The organism is Geodermatophilus sp. TF02-6, assembly GCF_003319115.1.
In the GTDB taxonomy this organism is placed as follows: domain Bacteria; phylum Actinomycetota; class Actinomycetes; order Mycobacteriales; family Geodermatophilaceae; genus Geodermatophilus.
The window spans coordinates 128,875-147,480 of the sequence record NZ_QOHF01000007.1; the positions used below are offsets into that span (position 1 = coordinate 128,875).

Here is an 18,606-nt window from a genome sequence, read left to right on the forward strand (position 1 = left end):
CGCCCCGGCCGTACGAGACGGCCAGGGCGACTGAGGGCTCAGATGTCAAGACCGGGTTGAAGGATGAGCTTGATACACGATGTCACCATCGAGCCGGATGACATCCCGGCGAGCCTCGCATCAGCTGCAGCCGCTGGTGGAGCCGCAGCCCTCGCAGACGTAGCAGCTACCGGCCGGGCGCATCTTCGTGCCGCAGGTCATGCACAGCGGCGCGTCGGTCGCCGTCCCGGTGACCAGCTCGAGCAGCTCGGCCGAGGAGTGGGCCTCCTTGACCCGCTCGGCCTTCACCTCCGGCTTGGTCGGGCCCTCGGTCGGCACCGAACCGCGCAGGGCCTCGACATCGACCTCCTCCTCCACGACCTCGGCGGTCGAGGCGGAGCCGCCGTACGAGCCGGACACCTGCGCCGCCCGCTCCTCGGCGGTGAAGATGCCGAGGTTGGCCCGCTTCTCCAGCGGCAGGTGGTCCAGCGCCAGGCGACGGAAGATGTAGTCCATCACCGACTGGGCGATCCGGATGTCCGGGTCGTCGGTCATGCCGGCCGGCTCGAACCGCATGTTGGTGAACTTCTGGATGTAGGTCTCCAGCGGCACACCGTGCTGCAGCGCGATCGAGATGCCGATCGAGAAGGCATCCATCACACCGGCCAGGGTCGAGCCCTGCTTGCCCAGCTTGAGGAAGACCTCGCCGAGGCTGCCGTCCTCGTACATGCCGGCGGTCAGGTAGCCCTCGGCGCCGGCGACGCTGAACGACGTCGTCGAGCTGGTCCGCTTCTTCGGCAGCCGCTTGCGCACCGGGTGCGACAGGGCAGCCGGCGCCGGCTCCTCGACCGTGGCCGTGGTGTCGGCCTGCTTGGCCTTGGCCTTGGCCTTGGCGTCGGACAGCGGCTGGCCGACCTTGCAGTTGTCCCGGTAGATGGCCAGGGCCTTCAAGCCCAGCTTCCACCCCTGGAAGTAGATGTTCTCGACGTCCTCGACGGTCGCCGACTCGGGCATGTTGACCGTCTTGCTGATCGCGCCGGAGATGAACGGCTGCACCGCGGCCATCATCCGGACGTGGCCCATCGGCGAGATGGCCCGCTCCCCCATCGCACAGTCGAACACCTCGTAGTGCTCCGGGCGCAGGCTGGGCGCGTCGACGACGTGGCCGTGCTCGGAGATGTACTCGACGATGGCCTCGATCTGTTCCTCCTGGTAGCCGAGGCTGCTCAGCGCCCGCGGGACCGTCTGGTTGACGATCTGCATGGAGCCGCCGCCGACCAACTTCTTGTACTTGACCAGCGAGAAGTCCGGCTCGATACCAGTGGTGTCTGCGTCCATTTTGAAACCTATTGTGCCGGTCGGCGCAAGCACACTTGCTTGCGCATTCCGCCAACCGTTCTCTGCACCGATCTCCATGCACTCCTGCCACTCCGCCGTCGCCGCCTTGAGCACATCGGCATCGTCTGCGCCGACCGGACGGATGGCGTCATTGGCCGCGCAGTGCTTGCGCATGACCCGGGCATGCGCGTCGGAATTGCGAGCGAAGCCCTCGTATGGGCCCAGGATGCCGGCCAGCTCGGCCGAGCGCCGGTAGGCGGTGCCGGTCATCAGCGAGGTGATCGCCGCGGCGAGGGTCTGCCCGCCGCGCGAGTCGTAGGCGTGGCCGGTGGCCATGAGCAGCGCGCCGAGGTTGGCGTAGCCGATGCCCAGCTGACGGTAGGCGCGGGTGGTCTCGGCGATCGGCTCGGTCGGGAAGTCGGCGAAGCAGATGGAGATGTCCATCGCCGTGATGACCAGCTCGACGGCCTTGACGAAGGTCCGCGTGTCGAAAGTGCCGTCGTCGGCGAGGAACTTCATGAGGTTCAGCGACGCCAGGTTGCACGAGCTGTTGTCCAGGCTCAAGTACTCCGAGCAGGGGTTGGACGCGTTGATCCGCCCGGTCTCGGGGTTGGTGTGCCAGTCGTTGATCGTGTCGTCGTACTGGATGCCGGGATCGGCGCACTCCCACGCCGCGTGGGCCATCTTGCGGAACAGGCGCTTGGCGTCGACGGTCTCGATCACCGAACCGTCGAGGCGGGCGTGCAGCCCGAACTCGCGGTCCTCCTCGACCGCGCACATGAACTCATCGGAGACGCGGACGGAGTTGTTGGCGTTCTGGTACTGGACGCTGGTGATGTCCTTGCCGCCGAGGTCCATGTCGTACCCGGCGTCGCGCAGCGCGCGGATCTTGTCCTCCTCGCGCGCCTTGGTCTCGATGAACTCCTCGATGTCGGGGTGGTCGACGTCGAGGACGACCATCTTGGCCGCGCGGCGGGTGGCCCCACCGGACTTGATGGTGCCGGCCGAGGCGTCGGCGCCGCGCATGAAACTGACGGGGCCGGAGGCGGTACCGCCGGAGGAGAGCAGCTCCTTCGACGAACGGATGCGGGAGAGGTTCAGCCCGGCGCCGGAGCCGCCCTTGAAGATCAGACCCTCCTCCCGGTACCAGTTGAGGATTGAGTCCATCGTGTCGTCGACGGCGAGGATGAAGCAGTTGTGCACCCGGATGTTGCCGGACAGGTACTCGCCCGACTCAGTCTGGATGTCGTAGACCTCCATCGCACCACGCCGCTCGATGTGTGCGATCTCGAGGGCCTTGGTGTCCCTGGCCGGCAGACCGGGCAGGTTGAAGCTGGCCTCGAGCTTGGCCGTCTTGACCGGGTCGATGAACCCGATCTCCATCGCGAAGGCATCGCGGTCGCCCTCGTTCTGGATGCGCAAGCCCCACAGGTCGTGGCGGTCGGGACGAGGATCCGACTTGCGACCGACACGGGCGAAGATGCCGAATCGCAGCAGCAGCGACTGGACTCCCCGGATGAGGTCCTCGGAGATCATGTCGAGTCCGACGAGCGTGGATGATGCTCGCGCGGAGACATGACCCTCGGCCTGGAAGAGGCTGCGCAGGTAGGCGGCGACCACCGGCTTGGGCGCGGTGTAGAGGTGCGCGGGCACCGTCATGTCGGTGCCGCGGTCGAGGAGACCCCAGCGCTGGACGAAGTCGCGCTGGTGTTCGCCGTAGAGCCGGATGCGGTGGCCGTCGAGGTCCGTCCGCTGGGTCTTGAACCGACGCTCGTGACGGTGTGAGTCCGGGAACACCTGGTCCAGGTGACCGTGGACCCACCCGTTCTCCGCCGCGTTGACTGTCAGGTACTCGGTCGTCAACGACCGGTTGGCACCGGTCTCGTACTGGCCGACGAAGCCGTCGGACTGCAGCCACCCGGCCAGAGCAGCCTCGGCGATCTCCCGCACGTCGAGCTGCGCTTCCCCGTAGGCGTCGCGCCTGTGCCACTCCAGCCTGTCTCCGGGCCGGAGGGTGCCGGCCTCGACGAAGCGGCCGGTCCCGGTACCGCTGACCTTCCACACCAGGTGGTCCGCGGTGACGTCGAGGACGTAGCCAGCCTTGGTGTGGATCCGCAGGACCTCCTTGACACCGTTCGCCTTGGCCGCAAGCACCCGAGTGAGGCCGTAGGCGTCGAAGACCTTGGTCCCGACGGCGTCGTTCTCGACGAGCTCGCCGATCGGGATCAGGCCACCAGGGGTGCTGACGAGGGCGTCATAGGGCTGGCAGGCGCTGACCTGCTGCGGTGCACTCGTCCCGACGTTGAACCACACGGGTGAGTTGAAGCTGAAGTACTGGTGCAGCAGCATCCAGGTCAGCTCGTGCTCGAAGACCTCCGCGTCGCCCTCGGAGGCGAAGTACCCGTGCTCGCGGCCGGCCGCACCGTAGGTGAGCACGACGCGGTCGATCAGCTGGCGCAGGCTGCTCTCCCGCTGCGGGGTGCCGAGGGCACCGCGGAAGTACTTCGTGGTGACGATGTTGGTGGCGTTGATGCTCCACTCGGCGGGGAACTCCACGCCGCGCTGCTCGAAGTTGATCGACCCGTCCCGCCAGTTGGTCATGACGACGTCACGACGCTCCCAGGTCACCTCGTCGTACGGGTGGACCCCGGCGGTGGTGAAGACGCGCTTGACCTTCAGGCCCTTCCCCCTGGCCGGCGCCTTACCGGCGGCGGCGCGACGCGTGCGGCCCGACAAGCGATCCTCGGTCTCGGTCACGGAGCTCTCCCTGTGTCGTGGGCGGTGCCTTCTGTACGAGGCCTTCTGTACGAGGCGGCTGGGGAAGAGAGCCGCACCCTTCCTACCGGGTGGTGCCGACAGTTCTCAGGCGCCGGCGGAGGCGGCCTGACCCCGCCCCCCACCCCGCCGGCGGGTGACCGGCGAGGGGTCCTGCATCCCCGGTAGCGGCGGGGTGCCGGCAGCGACGTGCCGGGCCCGCAGTTCGGTGATCGCCTTCTCGAAGTCCTCCAGCGAGGTGAAGGCGCGGTAGACGCTGGCGAAGCGCAGGTAGGCCACCTCGTCCAGCTCCCGCAGCGGCCGCAGGATGGCCAGCCCGACCTCGTGGCTGGGGACCTCCGCCACGCCGCTGGCCCGGATGGTGTCCTCGACCTGCTGTGCCAGCAGCTGCAACTGGTCCTCGTCGACCGGCCGCCCCTGGCAGGCCCGGCGGACGCCGGCGACGACCTTGGCGCGGTTGAACGGCTCGCTCACGCCGCTGCGCTTGACGACGGCGAGGACGGCCTCCTCCACCGTGGTGAAGCGCCGCCCGCACGCCGGGCACGACCGGCGGCGGCGGGTGGTCGCCCCCTCGTCGGCCTCCCTCGAGTCGATGACGCGGCTGTCGGGGTTGTGGCAGAAGGGGCAGCGCACGGCCTCTCCCCTCTCCTCGGTGCGCCCGACGCCTCCGCCCGACCGCGACGGCCGCAGGGCGGCCGGCATCGGGGTCGGGAGACCGGCTGTGGACCCTCCTGGGGACATCCCGTGGACGCCCGGGGGAGAACCTGAGGACCGGTCTGTGGACGGAATCTCATCGGCGCAACTACTAGATGTTGGGGAACCCTAGGTCGACCGCTACTAGATCTGCAAGTTGTGACACGCCGAGCCGCCTCATCGACACCCGATCGTGACCGGCGGCGCAGGCGCCCCACCCGCACCAGCGTCGCGCCCGGCCCGGTCCGGCCCCGGCCGGTGGGAACGGGTCACGAGCACGCCGACGGCGACCCGCGGAGCCCGGGCGGCGCCGCGCCGTCCGGTCCGGCGGGACGCCGTGGACACCTGTGGACGCCGTGACGCCTCAGGCCCTCGGGCCCCCGTCGCGACGCGGGGTCCACGGACGTGGCAGGCGGTCGCCCAGCCGCAGTGGCCGGGTCAGGTGGTCGACCTCCGGGCGTGCCATGAGGACGGTCGCGTCGGCGCACATCGGAGCGGGCGCCGACCCGGGCGTCGGCGCGGGGCCCGGCGCGGGGGTCGGCTCGGACGGCGGCGGGTCGTCCGCGGCCCGGTGCCGGCCGGTTCCGGCGGGCGCCCGGTGTCGTCCGGCCGGGGTGTCGGCGCGGACCGCGGGCAGCTCGGCGGTCACGTCCCCACCGTGTCGGCGGCGGCGCCAGGATGCCGACGAGGACGGGGCCGCGGCGGCGGGCAGCTGCGGCGCCGCGAGGACGCCGGCCACCAGTCGCTCGCGCGCGGCGGCCTCGCTCAGGGACACGGCCGGGGCCGCCGACCCGCCCGCCGTCGGCTCGGACCCGGCGACCGGCTCCGCGGCGACCGGCTCCGCGGCGGACGCCGGCCGCGCTCGAGCCGGCAGGCGGAGGTCGGCGAGGTCGGTCCAGACCTCGCGCTCGACGCCGGCGACGGCCACCCGCACCCACACCTCGCAGACACCCTGGCCGTCGTGCCGCCAGCCGAGGATCGAGCCCGGCCACCAGGCGCCGTCCACGTGCCCCTCGACACGCGGTGACTGCTGCGCGAAGACCGCCGGCCGACTGCTCGAGACCCCTGCCACGCGACCGACCGTAGGACGCCTGCTCGGCACTCACCGTGAGCGACTCAGGACGACGGCTTGACGAACCTCACCGCTCGGCCTTGTCGCACCCTGACCCGTGCCGACAGGGCCCGGCCGGCCAACGACCCCGGTCGGCACGTCGCCCGCCGGTGGGGTCAGGGCAGCTCGAGGACCTCCCCCGGGACGACGAGCGCGCCGTCGAGGTGGTTGACCTCCTCGATCGCGTCGACCACGGCACGGACGTCCTCGTCCCCGCCGGCCACCTCCACGGCGATCGACCAGACGGTGTCCCCCGGCTGCACGACGACGCTGTCGCCGCCGACGAGGCGGAGGTCCTCGTCCGGCCCACCGGCGGCGAGGGACCGGACGGCGGCCACCAGACCCACCGCGACGGCCGCGGCGACCACGACGAGCACGCGGCGCCCGCGCCGGGTGAGCCGCAGCGGAGCCGCGGGGACCGAGCGGCACCCGCCGCGGACCCGGCCCGGAACCGGTCCGCCGCAGCGCGGCAACCGACCTCCGGGGCGGACCAGGTCACGGCGGGTCCGCGGTGCGGCGGGAGCGGACTCGACCGCACGCGCCGCCCGACCGCCGACCGGGCGCAGGTACCCCGGGACGCGCGGGCCCGCGCCCGGCGGGGCCGACCGCGCCGACCGCCCCGACCGTCCCGCGGCCGGCGCCCCGGCGACGACGGGCCGCTCCGCCGGGACCCGGACCGCTCGCTGCACGCTGCCCATCGCCACTCCTCCGGCTCGCGCCGCCTCGTCGTCCCCGGTCGAACGGACGTTCGACCGGATGCGCGTGCGATGTCTACCGCACGGTGCCGACGGAAGTCGACGGGGAGCGGCGCGACCTTCGAACACACGTTTGAAATGCCGGCGCCGAGGCGCTAGCGTCCGGGACAGCGCCCGTCCGCCGTCACCGACGAGGTCGGCGGACCCGGGACCGGCCTCCCGTCCGGAGGAGACGACCGGCCGGGACACCTCGGGGCGGGCGCACGACGGACGGGCTGTGGCGGCACAGCCGGCGAGGAGGAGACGTGGCGGGCACGAGCGGGACGTCGGGCAGCGGGGGCCGGGGCGGCGGCCGCACCCCCCGGCGCACGGCCGGGAGCCGGGCCGGCGGCACGCCGACGGCCGCACGGGACGAGGGCGCGGGAGGGTCGGTGCGCACGTTCCCCGACCGCGGCGAGGGCGGTGACGGGCTCACCCAGCGGCAGCGCCGCGTCCTCGAGGTCATCCGCGACTCGATCGAGCGGCGCGGTTACCCGCCCTCGGTGCGGGAGATCGGAGAGGCCGTGGGGCTGTCGTCGGCCTCCTCGGTGGCCCACCAGCTCAGCGTGCTGCAGAAGAAGGGCTGGCTGCGCCGCGACCCGAACCGTCCCCGCGCCCTCGACGTCCGTCTGCCCGGGGATGCGCCCGGCGAGACGTCCGCGCCCGTCGTGCCCGCGGCGTCGGGGGCCGAGGAGACCTCGGCCCCGACCTACGTGCCGCTGGTCGGGCGCATCGCCGCCGGTGGCCCGGTGCTCGCCGAGCAGGCCGTCGAGGACGTCTTCCCGCTCCCGCGCGAGCTGGTCGGCGAGGGGACCCTCTTCATGCTCAGGGTCTCCGGGGACTCGATGGTCGAGGCGGCCATCTGCGACGGCGACTGGGTCGTCGTGCGCCAGCAGCCGACCGCCGAGAACGGCGAGATCGTGGCCGCCATGCTCGACGGCGAGGCCACGGTGAAGACCTACAAGCGGCGCGACGGTCACGTGTGGCTGCTGCCGCACAACTGCGCCTACGAGCCCATCCCGGGCGACGAGGCCACCATCCTCGGCCGCGTCGTCACGGTCCTGCGCCGGGTCTGACCGTCACCGGCGCCGTCCGGACCGGGCCCCCGAGGGCTCAGGTCCGGCGGCGCAGCCTGCCGGCCACCCAGACCAGCACGGCGGCGAGCGCCGCAGCGACCAACGCGGCCGGGACCCGGGAGGGGCCGGCGGCGGTGGGCAGCGGCTCCGGGCGGGACCCGTCGGAGGGCTCGACGGTCGCGACCGGGCCGGCGGCAGTGGGCAGCGGAACGACCGTCACGTCGCTGGGCAGGCCCTCGCTCGCGACCAGGAGCGCCCCGCCGTCCCCGGTGAAGCCGACCGCCTCCCCCTGGGGAGCGGCAGGGAGGGCGACGCGGACCGGTTCGCCGGCCAGTGCCCCGACGACGTCGGAGCCGGAGAGGGGCCAGACGTAGGCGTCGGTGTAGGTGCGCAGGGCGAGCAACCGCCCGTCCGGCGAGACCGCGCCGCCGGTCACCATGAGCTGGCCGGCCCGACCCACCGGCCCACCCGGCGTACCGGTCAGCGTGAGGTCCACCTCCGCCACCTCGGTGAGGCCGACCGTGCCGCCGTCGACGAGCGCGGAGTCCGGCCGGTACACCGCGCTCGCGCCGAGGACCTCCTTGGACACCAGGTACGGCGTACCGTCCGGCGCGAGCAGCAGCGCCTCGACGTCCCGGGCGCCGTCGGGGTAGGCCAGCCGGCAGACCGACGTGCCGCCGTCCGGACGCAGCGCGATCAGGGCCACCGTCTCCCGGGTGCCCTGGTTGTCGCCGGTGTCGGCCAGCCACAGCGTCCCGTCGGCGCCCAGGGCGAGGTCCTCGGGGTCGTAGGGGTCGACCGGCGCGGACCGCACGGCGACGACCTGGCAGCCGGCGTCCAGCACGTACACGTCGACCCGGTCACCGCCGTCGTCCACCGCGAACACCCGGTTCCCGACCTCGACCAGGCCCGACAGCTCGGACAGCCGCGGGTCGGTGACCTGGCAGCGCGTCGCCGGGCCGCCCGGGTCGGCCGCGGGGTCAGCGGACGCGGGTGCTGCGGCTGCGAGGACGAGGGCCAGCAGTGCCGCCGCCCCGGCCGCCCACCGCCTCCGGGCGCCGCTGCTGCGGCGGTCGGCCTGTCCGCGCACCGACCCAGCGTGACAGCACGACGGCGTCGAGTGCGTGGACCACGCCCAGCAGCAGCAGGCCCACCGCCGCTCCCACGACGGCGTCGGTGACCCAGTGGAAGTCCAGGCCGACCATGGCGACCCCCGTGGCCACCGGGCCGGCGACGCTGAGCAGGCCGAAGGTGCGCTGCACCCGCTCGGGCAGCCGGAACTCCACGGCCTGCCAGCGCGCCACCCCCCACATCAGCACCGCGTTCGCCACGTGCCCCGAGGGGTAGGACTGGCCGTCCCGGTGGAAGAAGGAGCCGGGGTAGGCGGGAGCGGTCCGGCCGGTTCCGTACTTGAACCCGTAGACGACCGCCGTGAGCAGGACGAGCGCGACCAGCACCCGCACCAGCGGGACGAGGGTGCGGCGGCGCCAGGCCAGGTAGCCGACCAGCACCGCCAGGACGACGAGGATGAAGCCGCGACCGCCGAGCTGGGTGACCGCCCACACCGGCCAGTAGGCCGCCGAACCCGCGAGGTCCCAGGCGCTGACCGCCTGCGAGACCCGCAGGTCCATCCGTTCGAGCCCGCCGCGGGTGAGCAGGTCGGCGGTCACCGCGACGGCGACTCCGAGGGCGAGCACCAGCAGCCACCACGGCGGCCGGCCGGCAGAGACCACCCGCCGGGGGTGCTCGCCGGCGACGTCCGGCGGCGCGTGCTCGCCGCGACGCGGCCGCGACGCGCCGCTGGTCACGCCGGTCACGCTACCGGCCCGTGATCCGATCGTGACCTCGTCCCACGGAGCGGGGTGGCCCGACCGGGTGGTGCGGTCAGCCGACCGGCGTGGCGAACTGCTCCAGGAGGGCGGCCAGCGCGCCGTCCACGCGGGCGGTCAGCCGGGTGCCCGCGGCCTCGTGCTGCACGCTGCGCACCTCGCCGTCGCGGTGCACGCGGGCCACCAGGTCGCCGCGGGAGTAGGGCACCAGCACGTCGACCTCGACGTCCGGGTGCGGCAGCCGGTCGGCGATGACCGCGCGCAGCTGCTCGATCCCCTGCCCCGTGCGCGCGGACACCCACACCGCGCCCGGCAGCGCCCGACGCAGGGTGAGGACGTCGTCCTCGCTCATCGTGTCGACCTTGTTCACGACGATCAGCTCCGGCACGGCCGCCGCGTCGATGTCCCGGAGGACGACGTGGACGGCGTCGATCTGGCCCAGCGGATCGGGGTCGGAGCCGTCGACGACGTGCAGCAGCAGGTCGGCCGCCGCGACCTCATCCAGGGTGGAGCGGAAGGCGTCGACCAGCTGGTGCGGCAGGTGCCGGACGAACCCGACGGTGTCGGTCAGCGTGTACTCGCGGCCGTCCGGCGACTGGGCCCGGCGAACGGTCGGGTCGAGGGTGGCGAACAGCGCGTCCTCCACCAGCACGCCGGCGTCGGTCAGCCGGTTGAGCAGACTCGACTTGCCGGCGTTGGTGTACCCGGCGATCGCCACGCCGGGCACCGCGTTGCGGTCGCGGCTCGACCGCTGGGTGGCCCGCGCGGTGGCCATGCCGGCGATCTCGCGGCGCAGCTTGCTCACCCGCGCGCGGATCCGCCGCCGGTCGGTCTCGATCTTGGTCTCACCCGGCCCGCGGGTGCCGATGCCGCCACCGCCGGCGACGCGGCCACCGGCCTGCCGGGACAGCGACTCACCCCAGCCGCGCAGCCGTGGCAGCATGTACTGCATCTGGGCGAGCTCGACCTGCGCCTTGCCCTCCCGGCTCGACGCGTGCTGGGCGAAGATGTCGAGGATCAGCGCGGTCCGGTCGACCACCTTGACCTTGAGGATCCGCTCCAGCGCGCCCAGCTGGCCGGGGGTCAGCTCACCGTCGCAGATCACCGTGTCGGCGCCCACCGACGCGACGATGTCGCGGATCTCGGCGGCCTTGCCCGACCCCACGTAGGTGCCGGCGTCGGGCTTGTCCCGCCGCTGGCTGACCGCCTCCAGGACCTGTGAGCCCGCGGTCTCGGCCAGCGCGGCCAGCTCGGCGAGGGACCGGTCGGCATCGGCCTGCGTGCCCTCGGTCCAGACGCCGGCCAGCACCACGCGCTCCAGGCGCAGCCGGCGGTACTCGACCTCGGTGACGTCGGCCAGCTCGGTGGACAGGCCGGCGACGCGGCGCAGCGCACCGCGGGCCTCCAGGTCGTAGGAGCCGGTCGTGTCGTCGGCCTCACCGAGGGAGGGTCGTTCGGCAGCGGTGGTCATCGGGTCCAGCGTGACATGCCCGTTCGTCGGGTTCACCTGAGTTGTCATCGCCGTGTACAACGCCTCGCGCCCACGGGTGCATCCCGACGTGGACCGCCGGCTGCCGGCCGTCGGCGGAGGACCGGCTCAGCCGGCGAGGTAGCGCTCGGTCTGCTGCGCGGTCGCGACCAGGGCGGCTTCGGGCGGGATGGCCCCGACCTGCACGTCCTGGGTCGGGAGGGCGGCCGACAGCAGCCAGTCCACGGCGACCCGGACCCGGTTGGCGGCCGCCGGCAGCGCGTAGAGGTGGTAGCCCCGGGCCACGGCCTTGGCGAGCGGCCCCTGCAGGTTCACCCCGAGCGGCTTGGCCACCGCGTCCCGCCCGCCGAGGTCGGCGACCAGACCCAGGTCGCGGTGGCGGTAGGGCCGCGCGCGCCCGACGCCGAGGTCGGCGGCGGTGTTGCGGCCGAGGGCCGTGCCCTGCCGCTGGGCGTGCTGGGCGGTCGGGGGGGTCACCGGCGGTGGACCGTCCGAGTCCCCCTGGCGGGCTCGCTGCCTGGCGACGACCAGGTCAGGGACGGCGGCGGCGTCCCCGGCCGCGAAGACCCCCGGCGCGCCGGGCACCCTCAGCTCGGCGTCGACGACCAGGCGGCCTCGCTGCAGCTTCGTGCCGACCTTCGTGACCAGCGGGCTGGCGGTCACCCCCGCACCCCAGATCAGGGTGCGGCTGGGCACGGTCGTGCCGTCGGTGAGCTCGACCTCGGTGTCGCGGGCCTCCTTGACGGTCACGCCGAGCCGCACGTCGATGCCGCGCCGGCGCAGCGCGCCCATCGCCACGTCGCCGAGCGACTTGCCCAGCTCCGGCAGCACGGTGTCCGCGAGGTCGATGAGCACGAAGCGGACGTCGTCCGGGGTGACCCGGTTCCACCGGGAGGCCACCGAGGTCAGCTCGTGCTGCAACTGGGCGACGATCTCCGTGCCGGTGTAGCCGGCCCCCACCGCCACGACGGTCAGCCGCTGCTGGCGTTCGGCGCGGCCCTCGGGGGTGTCGGGCAGGGCGTCGGCGCGGTCGAGCTGGGCGAGCAGGTGGTCGCGCAGGTAACGGGCCTCGATGAGCGTCTTGACACCGTGGGCGCGCTCGGCGACCCCGGGGATGTCGAACTGTCGGGTGACCGACCCCGACACGAGGGCCAGCCGGTCCCAGTCCAGGGAGATGGTGCGCGAGACGCGGTCGCCGTCGCCGAGCAGGTCCACCTGCAGGGTCGTGCCGGACACGTCGACGTCCGTCGCGCGGCCCAGGATCAGCTCGGTCCGCGGCAGCTGGTAGCGCAGCGAGACGGCGACGTGCCGCGGCTCGAGCAGCCCCGCGGTGACATCGGGCAGCAAGGGGCTGTACAGCAGGTAGTCGGTCGGGTTGACCAGCACCAGGTCGGCCGCCTCCGGCGGCAGGAGTCTCTCCAGCTTGCGCAGGGCGTGGAACCCGGCGAAGCCCCCTCCGACGACGACCACCCTCGGCCGCGACTGCGTCATGGCGCCGTCCCCTCGTTCCGGCGGGCCGCCGGGTCGGCGACCACGCCCTCTGCGGTCCAGCGTCGATCCTCGTCCGACCGGGCCGGTGACGCCACGGGGCGAGCGTGGGTGGACGCCGGACGGCGCGGGTAGGGCGGAGGGGAGACCGACGTCGAGGAGGCCGGACGTGGACGAGAGCGGCAGCAGGCGCATGGGCGAGGACGAGGAGCTCGACGACCCGGGCCGTGACCCGCTGGGCCTGGACCCGCCGCGCAACCCCTTCGGTGGCGCCAGCCAGGACACCGGGCAGGGGAGGCCACGGGGCACCGGCAACGTCGGCCCCGGGGACAAGCCCGAGGCGCCGACCGACGCCCCCGAGACGCGGGCGGACACCCCCGACCGGCCCTGACGCACGACTGCGCCGGCGAGCCCTGCCGGCCGATCGGCTCCCGGGCCCTCGCGGGGTGCCACGCCCGGGGAATCACCCTCCGAGCCACTCCCGGGTGAGCGAGCCCTCGGCCACCACCACGGCGGGGCCGCGCAGCACCGTCGTCCGCTCGTCGACCCGCACGGTCAGCCGACCACCGGGGACGTCGACGGTGACGGTGCCGGTGGCCGCACCACCAGCCTCCAGCGCCGTCCACGCCGCCGCGCAGGCCCCCGTGCCGCAGGAGCGGGTCTCCCCCACGCCACGCTCGGACACCCGCAGCCGCACGTGCGACCCCGGCTCGAGCACGTTGACGAACTCCACGTTGACCCCGTCCGGGAACAGGCCGGGGTCGACGGCCGGCGCGGTCGTGAGGTCGAGGGTGTCGACGTCGACGTCGGTGAGGCAGGCCAGGTGCGGGTTGCCCAGGGAGACCGCCCGGCCGGCGAACGTGGCGCCGTCCAAGCTGGCCTCGCCGTGCCCGAAGGGGCGGGCCGCGCCCATGTCCACCCAGTAGCCGCCGTCCGGCGCGGCGCCGACCCGCCGCGGTCCGCCGCGGGTGCCCACCAGCACGCCGGCCGCGCACGCCGCCCGGTCGAGCAGCCCCTCGGTGACCAGGACGTGCAGGAACAGCCGGATGCCGTTGCCGCACATCTCGGCGTGCGAGCCGTCGGCGTTGCGGTGGTCCATGAACCACTCGCAGGAACCGAGCGCCTCGCCGAGGACGACGGGGGCGTCGGGCACGTGCTCGCTGCGTACGACGCGCAGCACGCCGTCCCCACCGAGGCCGGCCCTCCGCTCGCACAGCCGGCGGACCACGGCCGCGTCCAGGCGCTGATCGGGCCAGGCCGTGCCGTCGGGGTCGGGCAGGACGACGAAGTCGTTCTCCGTGCCGTGGCCGATCAGCACCCGGTCGTGCGCGCTCACCGGTCCAGGGTACGAGCGGTGATCACCTCGAGCGCCGCGTCGACCAGGTCGGGCCGGGCGGCGTCGAGCCAGGTGGTCGCGGGATCGCGGCGGAACCACGAGCGCTGCCGGCGCACGAACCGCCGGGTGGCGGCCACCGTGCGCTCCCGCGCCTGCGCAGGTGTGAGCTCCCCGTCGAGCTGGGCCAGCACCTGGGCGTACCCGAGCGCCCGCGACGCCGTCGGCCCCTCGCGCAGTCCGGAGGCGGCCAGCGTCTCGACCTCGGCGACGAAGCCGGCCGCCCACATCCGGTCGACCCGGACCGCGACCCGCTCGTCGAGCTCGGCGGGCTCCCGGTCCAGGCCGACCACCACCGCCGGGTAGTGCGGCCGGGGCTCGGGCAGCACGGCGCGGAACGGCCCGCCGGTGATCTGGACGACCTCGAGGGCCCGCACGACCCGCCGTCCGTTGCTGGGCAGGACCGCCGCCGCGGCGGCCGGGTCGAGCGCGGCGAGCCGGGCGTGCAGCGCGCCCGGGCCGACCTCGGCGAGCTCGGCCTCCAGCCGCGCCCGCACCGCGGGGTCGGTGCCGGGGAAGTCCAGCTCGTCGAGGACGGCGCGCACGTACAGCCCGGAGCCCCCGACCAGCAGGGGCACGACGCGGTCCGCCCGCAGCCGGTCGATCTCGGCGCGGGCCAGCCGGCGGTACTCCGCGACCGACGCGGCCTGCCGCACGTCCCAGACGTCGAGCAGGTGGTGCGGCACGCCGTCGCGCTCGGCGGCGTCGGGCTTGGCGGTGCCGACGTCCATGCCGCGGTAGAGCTGCATCGAGTCGGCGTTGACCACCTCGCCGCCCAGCCTGCGGGCCAGGGCCACGCCGAGGGCGGTCTTGCCGGTGGCGGTCGGCCCGACCAGCGCGACCACCGGTGGAGCCGTCACCGCACCAGCCAGTCGGCGACCAGGTAGCCCACGCCGAACGGCGCCCCGTCGAAGCGCAGCCGGGCGACCACCTCCCGGCCGGCCAGCACCGCGCCGACCGCCCGCCAGGTGGGGACGCCGGCCGCCATCAGCCGCTGCCCCTCGGCGGGGTCCAGCGCGGCCAGGGCGGCGGCGTCGCCGCCGGCCAGGGCCGCGGCCACGGCGGCGTCGAACGGTGCGGCCACCTCGTCCAGGTAGCCGGGTGCCCTGACGCTGCGGCGCGCCGACCCGTCGCCCATCGCCAGGACGCCCACCGGACCGGGAAGCGTGGGTAGCAGGCCGGCGAGCCGGTGCGGCGGGACACCCAGCCGCGGGCCGGCGTGCCCGGCCTCCCCCAGCAGCCAGGCGCCGACGGTGAGCGCCGGCGGGGTCCTCCGGCAGCCGGGCCGCACCGGCCCGCAGAAGGGCACCTCCAGGTCCACCCCGAACCCGCGCAGGTCTCCGATGTCGCCGTCCCCGTACGGTCCGCAGCTGCCCTCGCCGCCGGCGACGACCACCACCTGCGGCCGGACCGCCAGCACGGCGTCGACCGCCGCGGCGCAGGCCGCCCGCAGCGCGGCGGTGTCCGCCGCCGCGCGGCCCGCGACGGCCGGCACCAGCAGCGGCGGGCAGGGGCAGAAGGCGACGCACAGGGACGCCGGGCGGGACGCGGCCGGGCCCGGCACCGGGAGCCCGGCCGGAACGGAGCTCACCGCAGCAGTCTCCCGGATCCGGCGGCGTTCCCCGTGCGGCATGGGACACTGCGGTGCGTGTCCAGCACGGAGAACGCCGCAGGCCCCGCGCAGCTGCAGCCCGAGCCGGAGCCGGCCGAATCCCAGGCGGTGACCGCCGAGGCGGGGACGGCGGCCGCACCGACGCCCGGCGACGCCGCTCTCGCCGACCCGACGGCGGCAGCTCCCGGGACCACCCCGCAGGAGGCCACCCCGCAGGAGTCGGCCGTGGCTCCCGCGCCGGGCGCCGCCCCCGAGGCGGCGGGGTCCGACCCCGCCCGCTGGGGCCGGGTGGACGAGGACGGCACCGTCTACGTCCGCACCGCCGCGGGCGAGCGCGCCGTCGGCTCCTGGCAGGCCGGGGACCCGGCGGCCGGGCTGGCCCACTACGCCCGCCGCTACGACGACCTGGCCACCGAGGTCTCGCTGCTCGAGGCACGGCTGCGGGCGCACACCGGCAACCCGAGCGAGATCAAGGCCAAGGCGCAGGCGCTGGCCGAGTCGATCCCCAGCGCGACCGCCGTCGGCGACCTCGACGGGCTGGCTGCCCGCGCCCGGGCCATGGTCGGGACCGCCGACTCCGCGGCCGCCGAGTCGCGAGCGGAGAAGGCCGCCGCCCGGGCCGCGCAGATCGCCCGCAAGGAGGCGCTGGCCGCCGAGGCCGAGCAGATCGCCGCCGAGTCCACGTCGTGGAAGGCCGCCGGCGACCGGCTCAAGGCGATCGTCGAGGAGTGGAAGACCATCCGCGGCATCGACCGCAAGACCGACGAGGCGCTGTGGAGCCGCTTCGCCGCCGCCCGGGACGCCTTCGGTCGCCGCCGGGGTGCCCACTTCGCCGCCCTCGACGCGCAGCGCGGCGAGGCCCGCGCCGCCAAGCAGGAGCTGATCGCCGAGGCCCAGCGGCTGTCCACGTCCACCGACTGGGGCGCCACGAGCGCCGCCATGCGCTCGCTCATGGACCGCTGGAAGGCCGTCCCCCGCACCGGCCGCGACGGCGACGACGACCTGTGGAAGCAGTTCCGCGCCGCCCAGGACGTGTTCTTCAGCGCCCGCGCGGAGCAGGACCGGGCCCGCAACGCCGAGCAGCTGGCCAACCAGCACCGCAAGGAGGAGCTGCTCACCGAGGCCGAGAAGCTCGACCCCACCACCGACCTGCGCGGTGCGCAGAACGCGCTGCGCAGGATCCAGGAGCGCTACGACGCCGTCGGCCACGTGCCGCGCGGGGCGATGCGGCAGCTCGAGGACCGCATGCAGGCCGTCGAGCAGCGGGTCCGCGGGGCCGCCGACACCTCCCGGGCCCGGGTGGCCCCGGAGAACCCGATGGTCACCTCGATGCGGCAGGCCGTGGCCAAGGCCGAGGAGCAGCTGGGCAAGGCCGAGGCCGCGGGCGACGCCGTCCGCATCGAGCGCGCCCGGGCCGACCTGACCACCCGCCGGGAGTGGCTGGCCGAGGCCGAGAGGTCGACGTCCCGCCGCTGAGGACCCCGCTGCCCCCACCGGAGAAGGACCCCTCCAGGGGCCTGCCGCGAGCTTGCGAGCGGTGGGGAGGGGGTCCTTCCGCCTGCAGCGGGGCCATCAGGTCGGGGCGCCGATGCGGGGCATGCCGAGCAGCACACCGGGGGTCGTGGGCCGCATCCCGGCCTCGGCGGCGTCCCCGGCGCGGGTGCGACGGTGCGAGAGCAGCGGGCCGTCGGCCACCAGGTGGTGCGGCGCGGCCTGGGTCACCACGGTCTCGACCACGTCACCGGGACGCACGGAGACCCGCCCACCGCCGTCCGCCGCGGTGAAGTGCACCAGCCGGCCGTCGCGGGCCCGGCCGGACAGACGCCCGGTGCGGGCGTCCTTGCTGCCCTCCCCCGCGGCGACCAGCAGCTCGACCGTCCGGCCGATCAGCGCGCGGTTCTCCTCCCAGCTGATCTCGTCCTGCAGCGCGACCAGCCGCTCGTAGCGCTCCTGGACGACGGGCTTGGGCAGCTGCCCGTCCATCTCGGCAGCCGGCGTCCCAGGCCGCTTGGAGTACTGGAAGGTGAACGCGCCGGCGAAGCGGGCGGCCCGGACGACGTCGAGGGTCTGCGCGAAGTCCTCCTCGGTCTCCCCGGGGAAGCCCACGATGACGTCGGTGGTGATCGCCGCGTCGGGCATCGCCGCCCGCACCCGGTCGAGGATGCCCAGGTAGCGCTCCTGCCGGTAGGCGCGGCGCATCCGGCGCAGGACGTCGTCCGACCCCGACTGCAGCGGCATGTGCAGCGAGTGGCAGACCGCCGGCGTCTCGGCCATCGCGGCGATGACGTCGTCGGTGAACTCCCGCGGGTGCGGGCTGGTGAACCGGATCCGCTCCAGGCCCTCGATCCGACCGGCCGCGCGCAGCAGGTCGGCGAACGCGCCCTGCTGCCCGAACTCGACCCCGTAGGCGTTCACGTTCTGGCCGAGCAGCGTCACCTCCAGCACGCCCTGGTCGACCAGCGCCTGCACCTCGGCGAGGATCTCGCCGGGCCGGCGGTCCCGCTCCTTGCCGCGCAGCGACGGGACGATGCAGAACGTGCAGGTGTTGTTGCACCCGACGCTGATCGACACCCAGCCGGAGTGGGCGGAGTCCCGCTTGGCCGGCAGCGTCGAGGGGAAGACCTCCAGGGCCTCGGCGATCTCCACCTGCGCCTCGGCGTTGTGCCGGGCCCGCGCCAGCAGCGCCGGCAGCGAGCCGACGTTGTGGGTGCCGAAGACGACGTCCACCCACGGGGCGCGGCGCACGATCTCGCCGCGGTCCTTCTGCGCCAGGCAGCCGCCGACGGCGATCTGCATGCCGGGGCGGGCGGCCTTGACCGGCCGCAGGTGGCCGAGGTTGCCGTAGAGCCGGTTGTCGGCGTTCTCCCGCACCGCGCAGGTGTTGAGGACGACGACGTCGGCGGCCTCCCCCTCGGCGGCGGGGGCGTAGCCGGCGGCCTCCAGGAGCCCGGAGAGCCGCTCGGAGTCGTGCACGTTCATCTGGCAGCCGTAGGTGCGCACCCGGTAGGTCCGCTCCGGGGCGGGCGGGTCGGTGTGGCTCGGATCGGTCGTCATGACGGATCGAGGGTACGGCGGCTCCCTGCCCTGGT

Annotated in this window: 15 protein-coding genes; 3 read left to right on the plus strand and 12 right to left on the minus strand. The window is 74.5% G+C overall.

The genetic code is table 11. The annotated features are described in order from the left end of the window. Positions 1-120: 120 nt before the first annotated feature. The 4 genes from DQ238_RS23675 to DQ238_RS22745 form a co-directional block, all read right to left on the minus strand. A complete protein-coding gene (locus DQ238_RS23675; RefSeq protein WP_233495825.1) occupies positions 121-4,074 on the minus strand; it encodes a vitamin B12-dependent ribonucleotide reductase in 3,954 nt (1,317 codons plus the stop codon). Positions 4,075-4,179: 105 nt separating this feature from the next. Next, positions 4,180-4,725 (minus strand): transcriptional regulator NrdR, encoded by a 546-nt coding sequence (gene nrdR, locus DQ238_RS08630; protein ID WP_113780935.1) that lies wholly within the window; start codon positions 4,723-4,725, stop codon positions 4,180-4,182. Positions 4,726-5,149: 424 nt separating this feature from the next. Continuing rightward, a complete protein-coding gene (locus tag DQ238_RS08635) occupies positions 5,150-5,857 on the minus strand; it encodes a hypothetical protein (protein ID WP_147263035.1) in 708 nt (235 codons plus the stop codon). Between the two features lie 155 nt (positions 5,858-6,012). Beyond that, the gene (locus DQ238_RS22745; RefSeq protein WP_158550739.1) at positions 6,013-6,273 is read right to left on the minus strand and encodes a LysM peptidoglycan-binding domain-containing protein; all 261 of its coding nucleotides are present in this window, start codon (positions 6,271-6,273) and stop codon (positions 6,013-6,015) included. Positions 6,274-6,896: 623 nt separating this feature from the next. Between DQ238_RS22745 and lexA the strand changes: the two genes are divergently transcribed. Beyond that, positions 6,897-7,706 carry a transcriptional repressor LexA gene (lexA, locus tag DQ238_RS08645; RefSeq protein ID WP_113780881.1) on the plus strand — a complete coding sequence of 270 codons (810 nt, stop codon included), beginning with the start codon at positions 6,897-6,899 and terminating at the stop codon, positions 7,704-7,706. Between the two features lie 37 nt (positions 7,707-7,743). Here lexA and DQ238_RS08650 read toward each other — a convergent pair whose 3' ends face one another. From DQ238_RS08650 to DQ238_RS08665, 4 genes are all read right to left on the minus strand, one after another. Further along, the gene (locus DQ238_RS08650; protein ID WP_233495826.1) at positions 7,744-8,796 is read right to left on the minus strand and encodes a hypothetical protein; all 1,053 of its coding nucleotides are present in this window, start codon (positions 8,794-8,796) and stop codon (positions 7,744-7,746) included. Then, complete coding sequence (locus tag DQ238_RS08655; RefSeq protein ID WP_233495827.1) at positions 8,687-9,514, minus strand: phosphatase PAP2 family protein; 828 nt, start codon at positions 9,512-9,514, stop codon at positions 8,687-8,689. Before DQ238_RS08655 ends, DQ238_RS08650 begins: the two co-directional genes overlap by 110 nt. Positions 9,515-9,590: 76 nt before the next feature. Then, a complete protein-coding gene (hflX, locus tag DQ238_RS08660) occupies positions 9,591-11,006 on the minus strand; it encodes a GTPase HflX (protein ID WP_233495828.1) in 1,416 nt (471 codons plus the stop codon). A gap of 126 nt (positions 11,007-11,132) precedes the next feature. After that, complete coding sequence (locus tag DQ238_RS08665) at positions 11,133-12,515, minus strand: NAD(P)/FAD-dependent oxidoreductase (RefSeq protein WP_113780883.1); 1,383 nt, start codon at positions 12,513-12,515, stop codon at positions 11,133-11,135. 166 nt (positions 12,516-12,681) lie between these two features. Here DQ238_RS08665 and DQ238_RS08670 point away from each other — a divergent pair, with 166 nt between their 5' ends. Then, a complete protein-coding gene (locus DQ238_RS08670) occupies positions 12,682-12,903 on the plus strand; it encodes a hypothetical protein (RefSeq protein WP_113780884.1) in 222 nt (73 codons plus the stop codon). A 72-nt stretch (positions 12,904-12,975) separates the two neighbouring features. Here DQ238_RS08670 and dapF read toward each other — a convergent pair whose 3' ends face one another. From dapF to DQ238_RS08685, 3 genes are read right to left on the minus strand one after another with little or no spacing between them, the layout of a single operon-like run. Beyond that, positions 12,976-13,848 carry a diaminopimelate epimerase gene (gene dapF, locus DQ238_RS08675; protein WP_233495829.1) on the minus strand — a complete coding sequence of 291 codons (873 nt, stop codon included), beginning with the start codon at positions 13,846-13,848 and terminating at the stop codon, positions 12,976-12,978. Continuing rightward, on the minus strand, positions 13,845-14,765 hold the full coding sequence (gene miaA, locus DQ238_RS08680; protein WP_199506211.1) for a tRNA (adenosine(37)-N6)-dimethylallyltransferase MiaA: 921 nt from the start codon (positions 14,763-14,765) through the stop codon (positions 13,845-13,847). Before miaA ends, dapF begins: the two co-directional genes overlap by 4 nt. Beyond that, positions 14,762-15,496 (minus strand): hypothetical protein, encoded by a 735-nt coding sequence (locus DQ238_RS08685; protein WP_199506212.1) that lies wholly within the window; start codon positions 15,494-15,496, stop codon positions 14,762-14,764. The genes miaA and DQ238_RS08685 overlap by 4 nt, the downstream gene beginning before the upstream one ends. A 57-nt stretch (positions 15,497-15,553) precedes the next feature. Here DQ238_RS08685 and DQ238_RS08690 point away from each other — a divergent pair, with 57 nt between their 5' ends. Beyond that, a complete protein-coding gene (locus DQ238_RS08690; protein ID WP_113780885.1) occupies positions 15,554-16,993 on the plus strand; it encodes a DUF349 domain-containing protein in 1,440 nt (479 codons plus the stop codon). Positions 16,994-17,089: 96 nt separating this feature from the next. Here DQ238_RS08690 and miaB read toward each other — a convergent pair whose 3' ends face one another. Then, positions 17,090-18,571, minus strand: coding sequence for a tRNA (N6-isopentenyl adenosine(37)-C2)-methylthiotransferase MiaB (gene miaB, locus DQ238_RS08695; RefSeq protein ID WP_113780886.1), 1,482 nt, complete (start codon positions 18,569-18,571; stop codon positions 17,090-17,092). Positions 18,572-18,606: the final 35 nt, after the last annotated feature.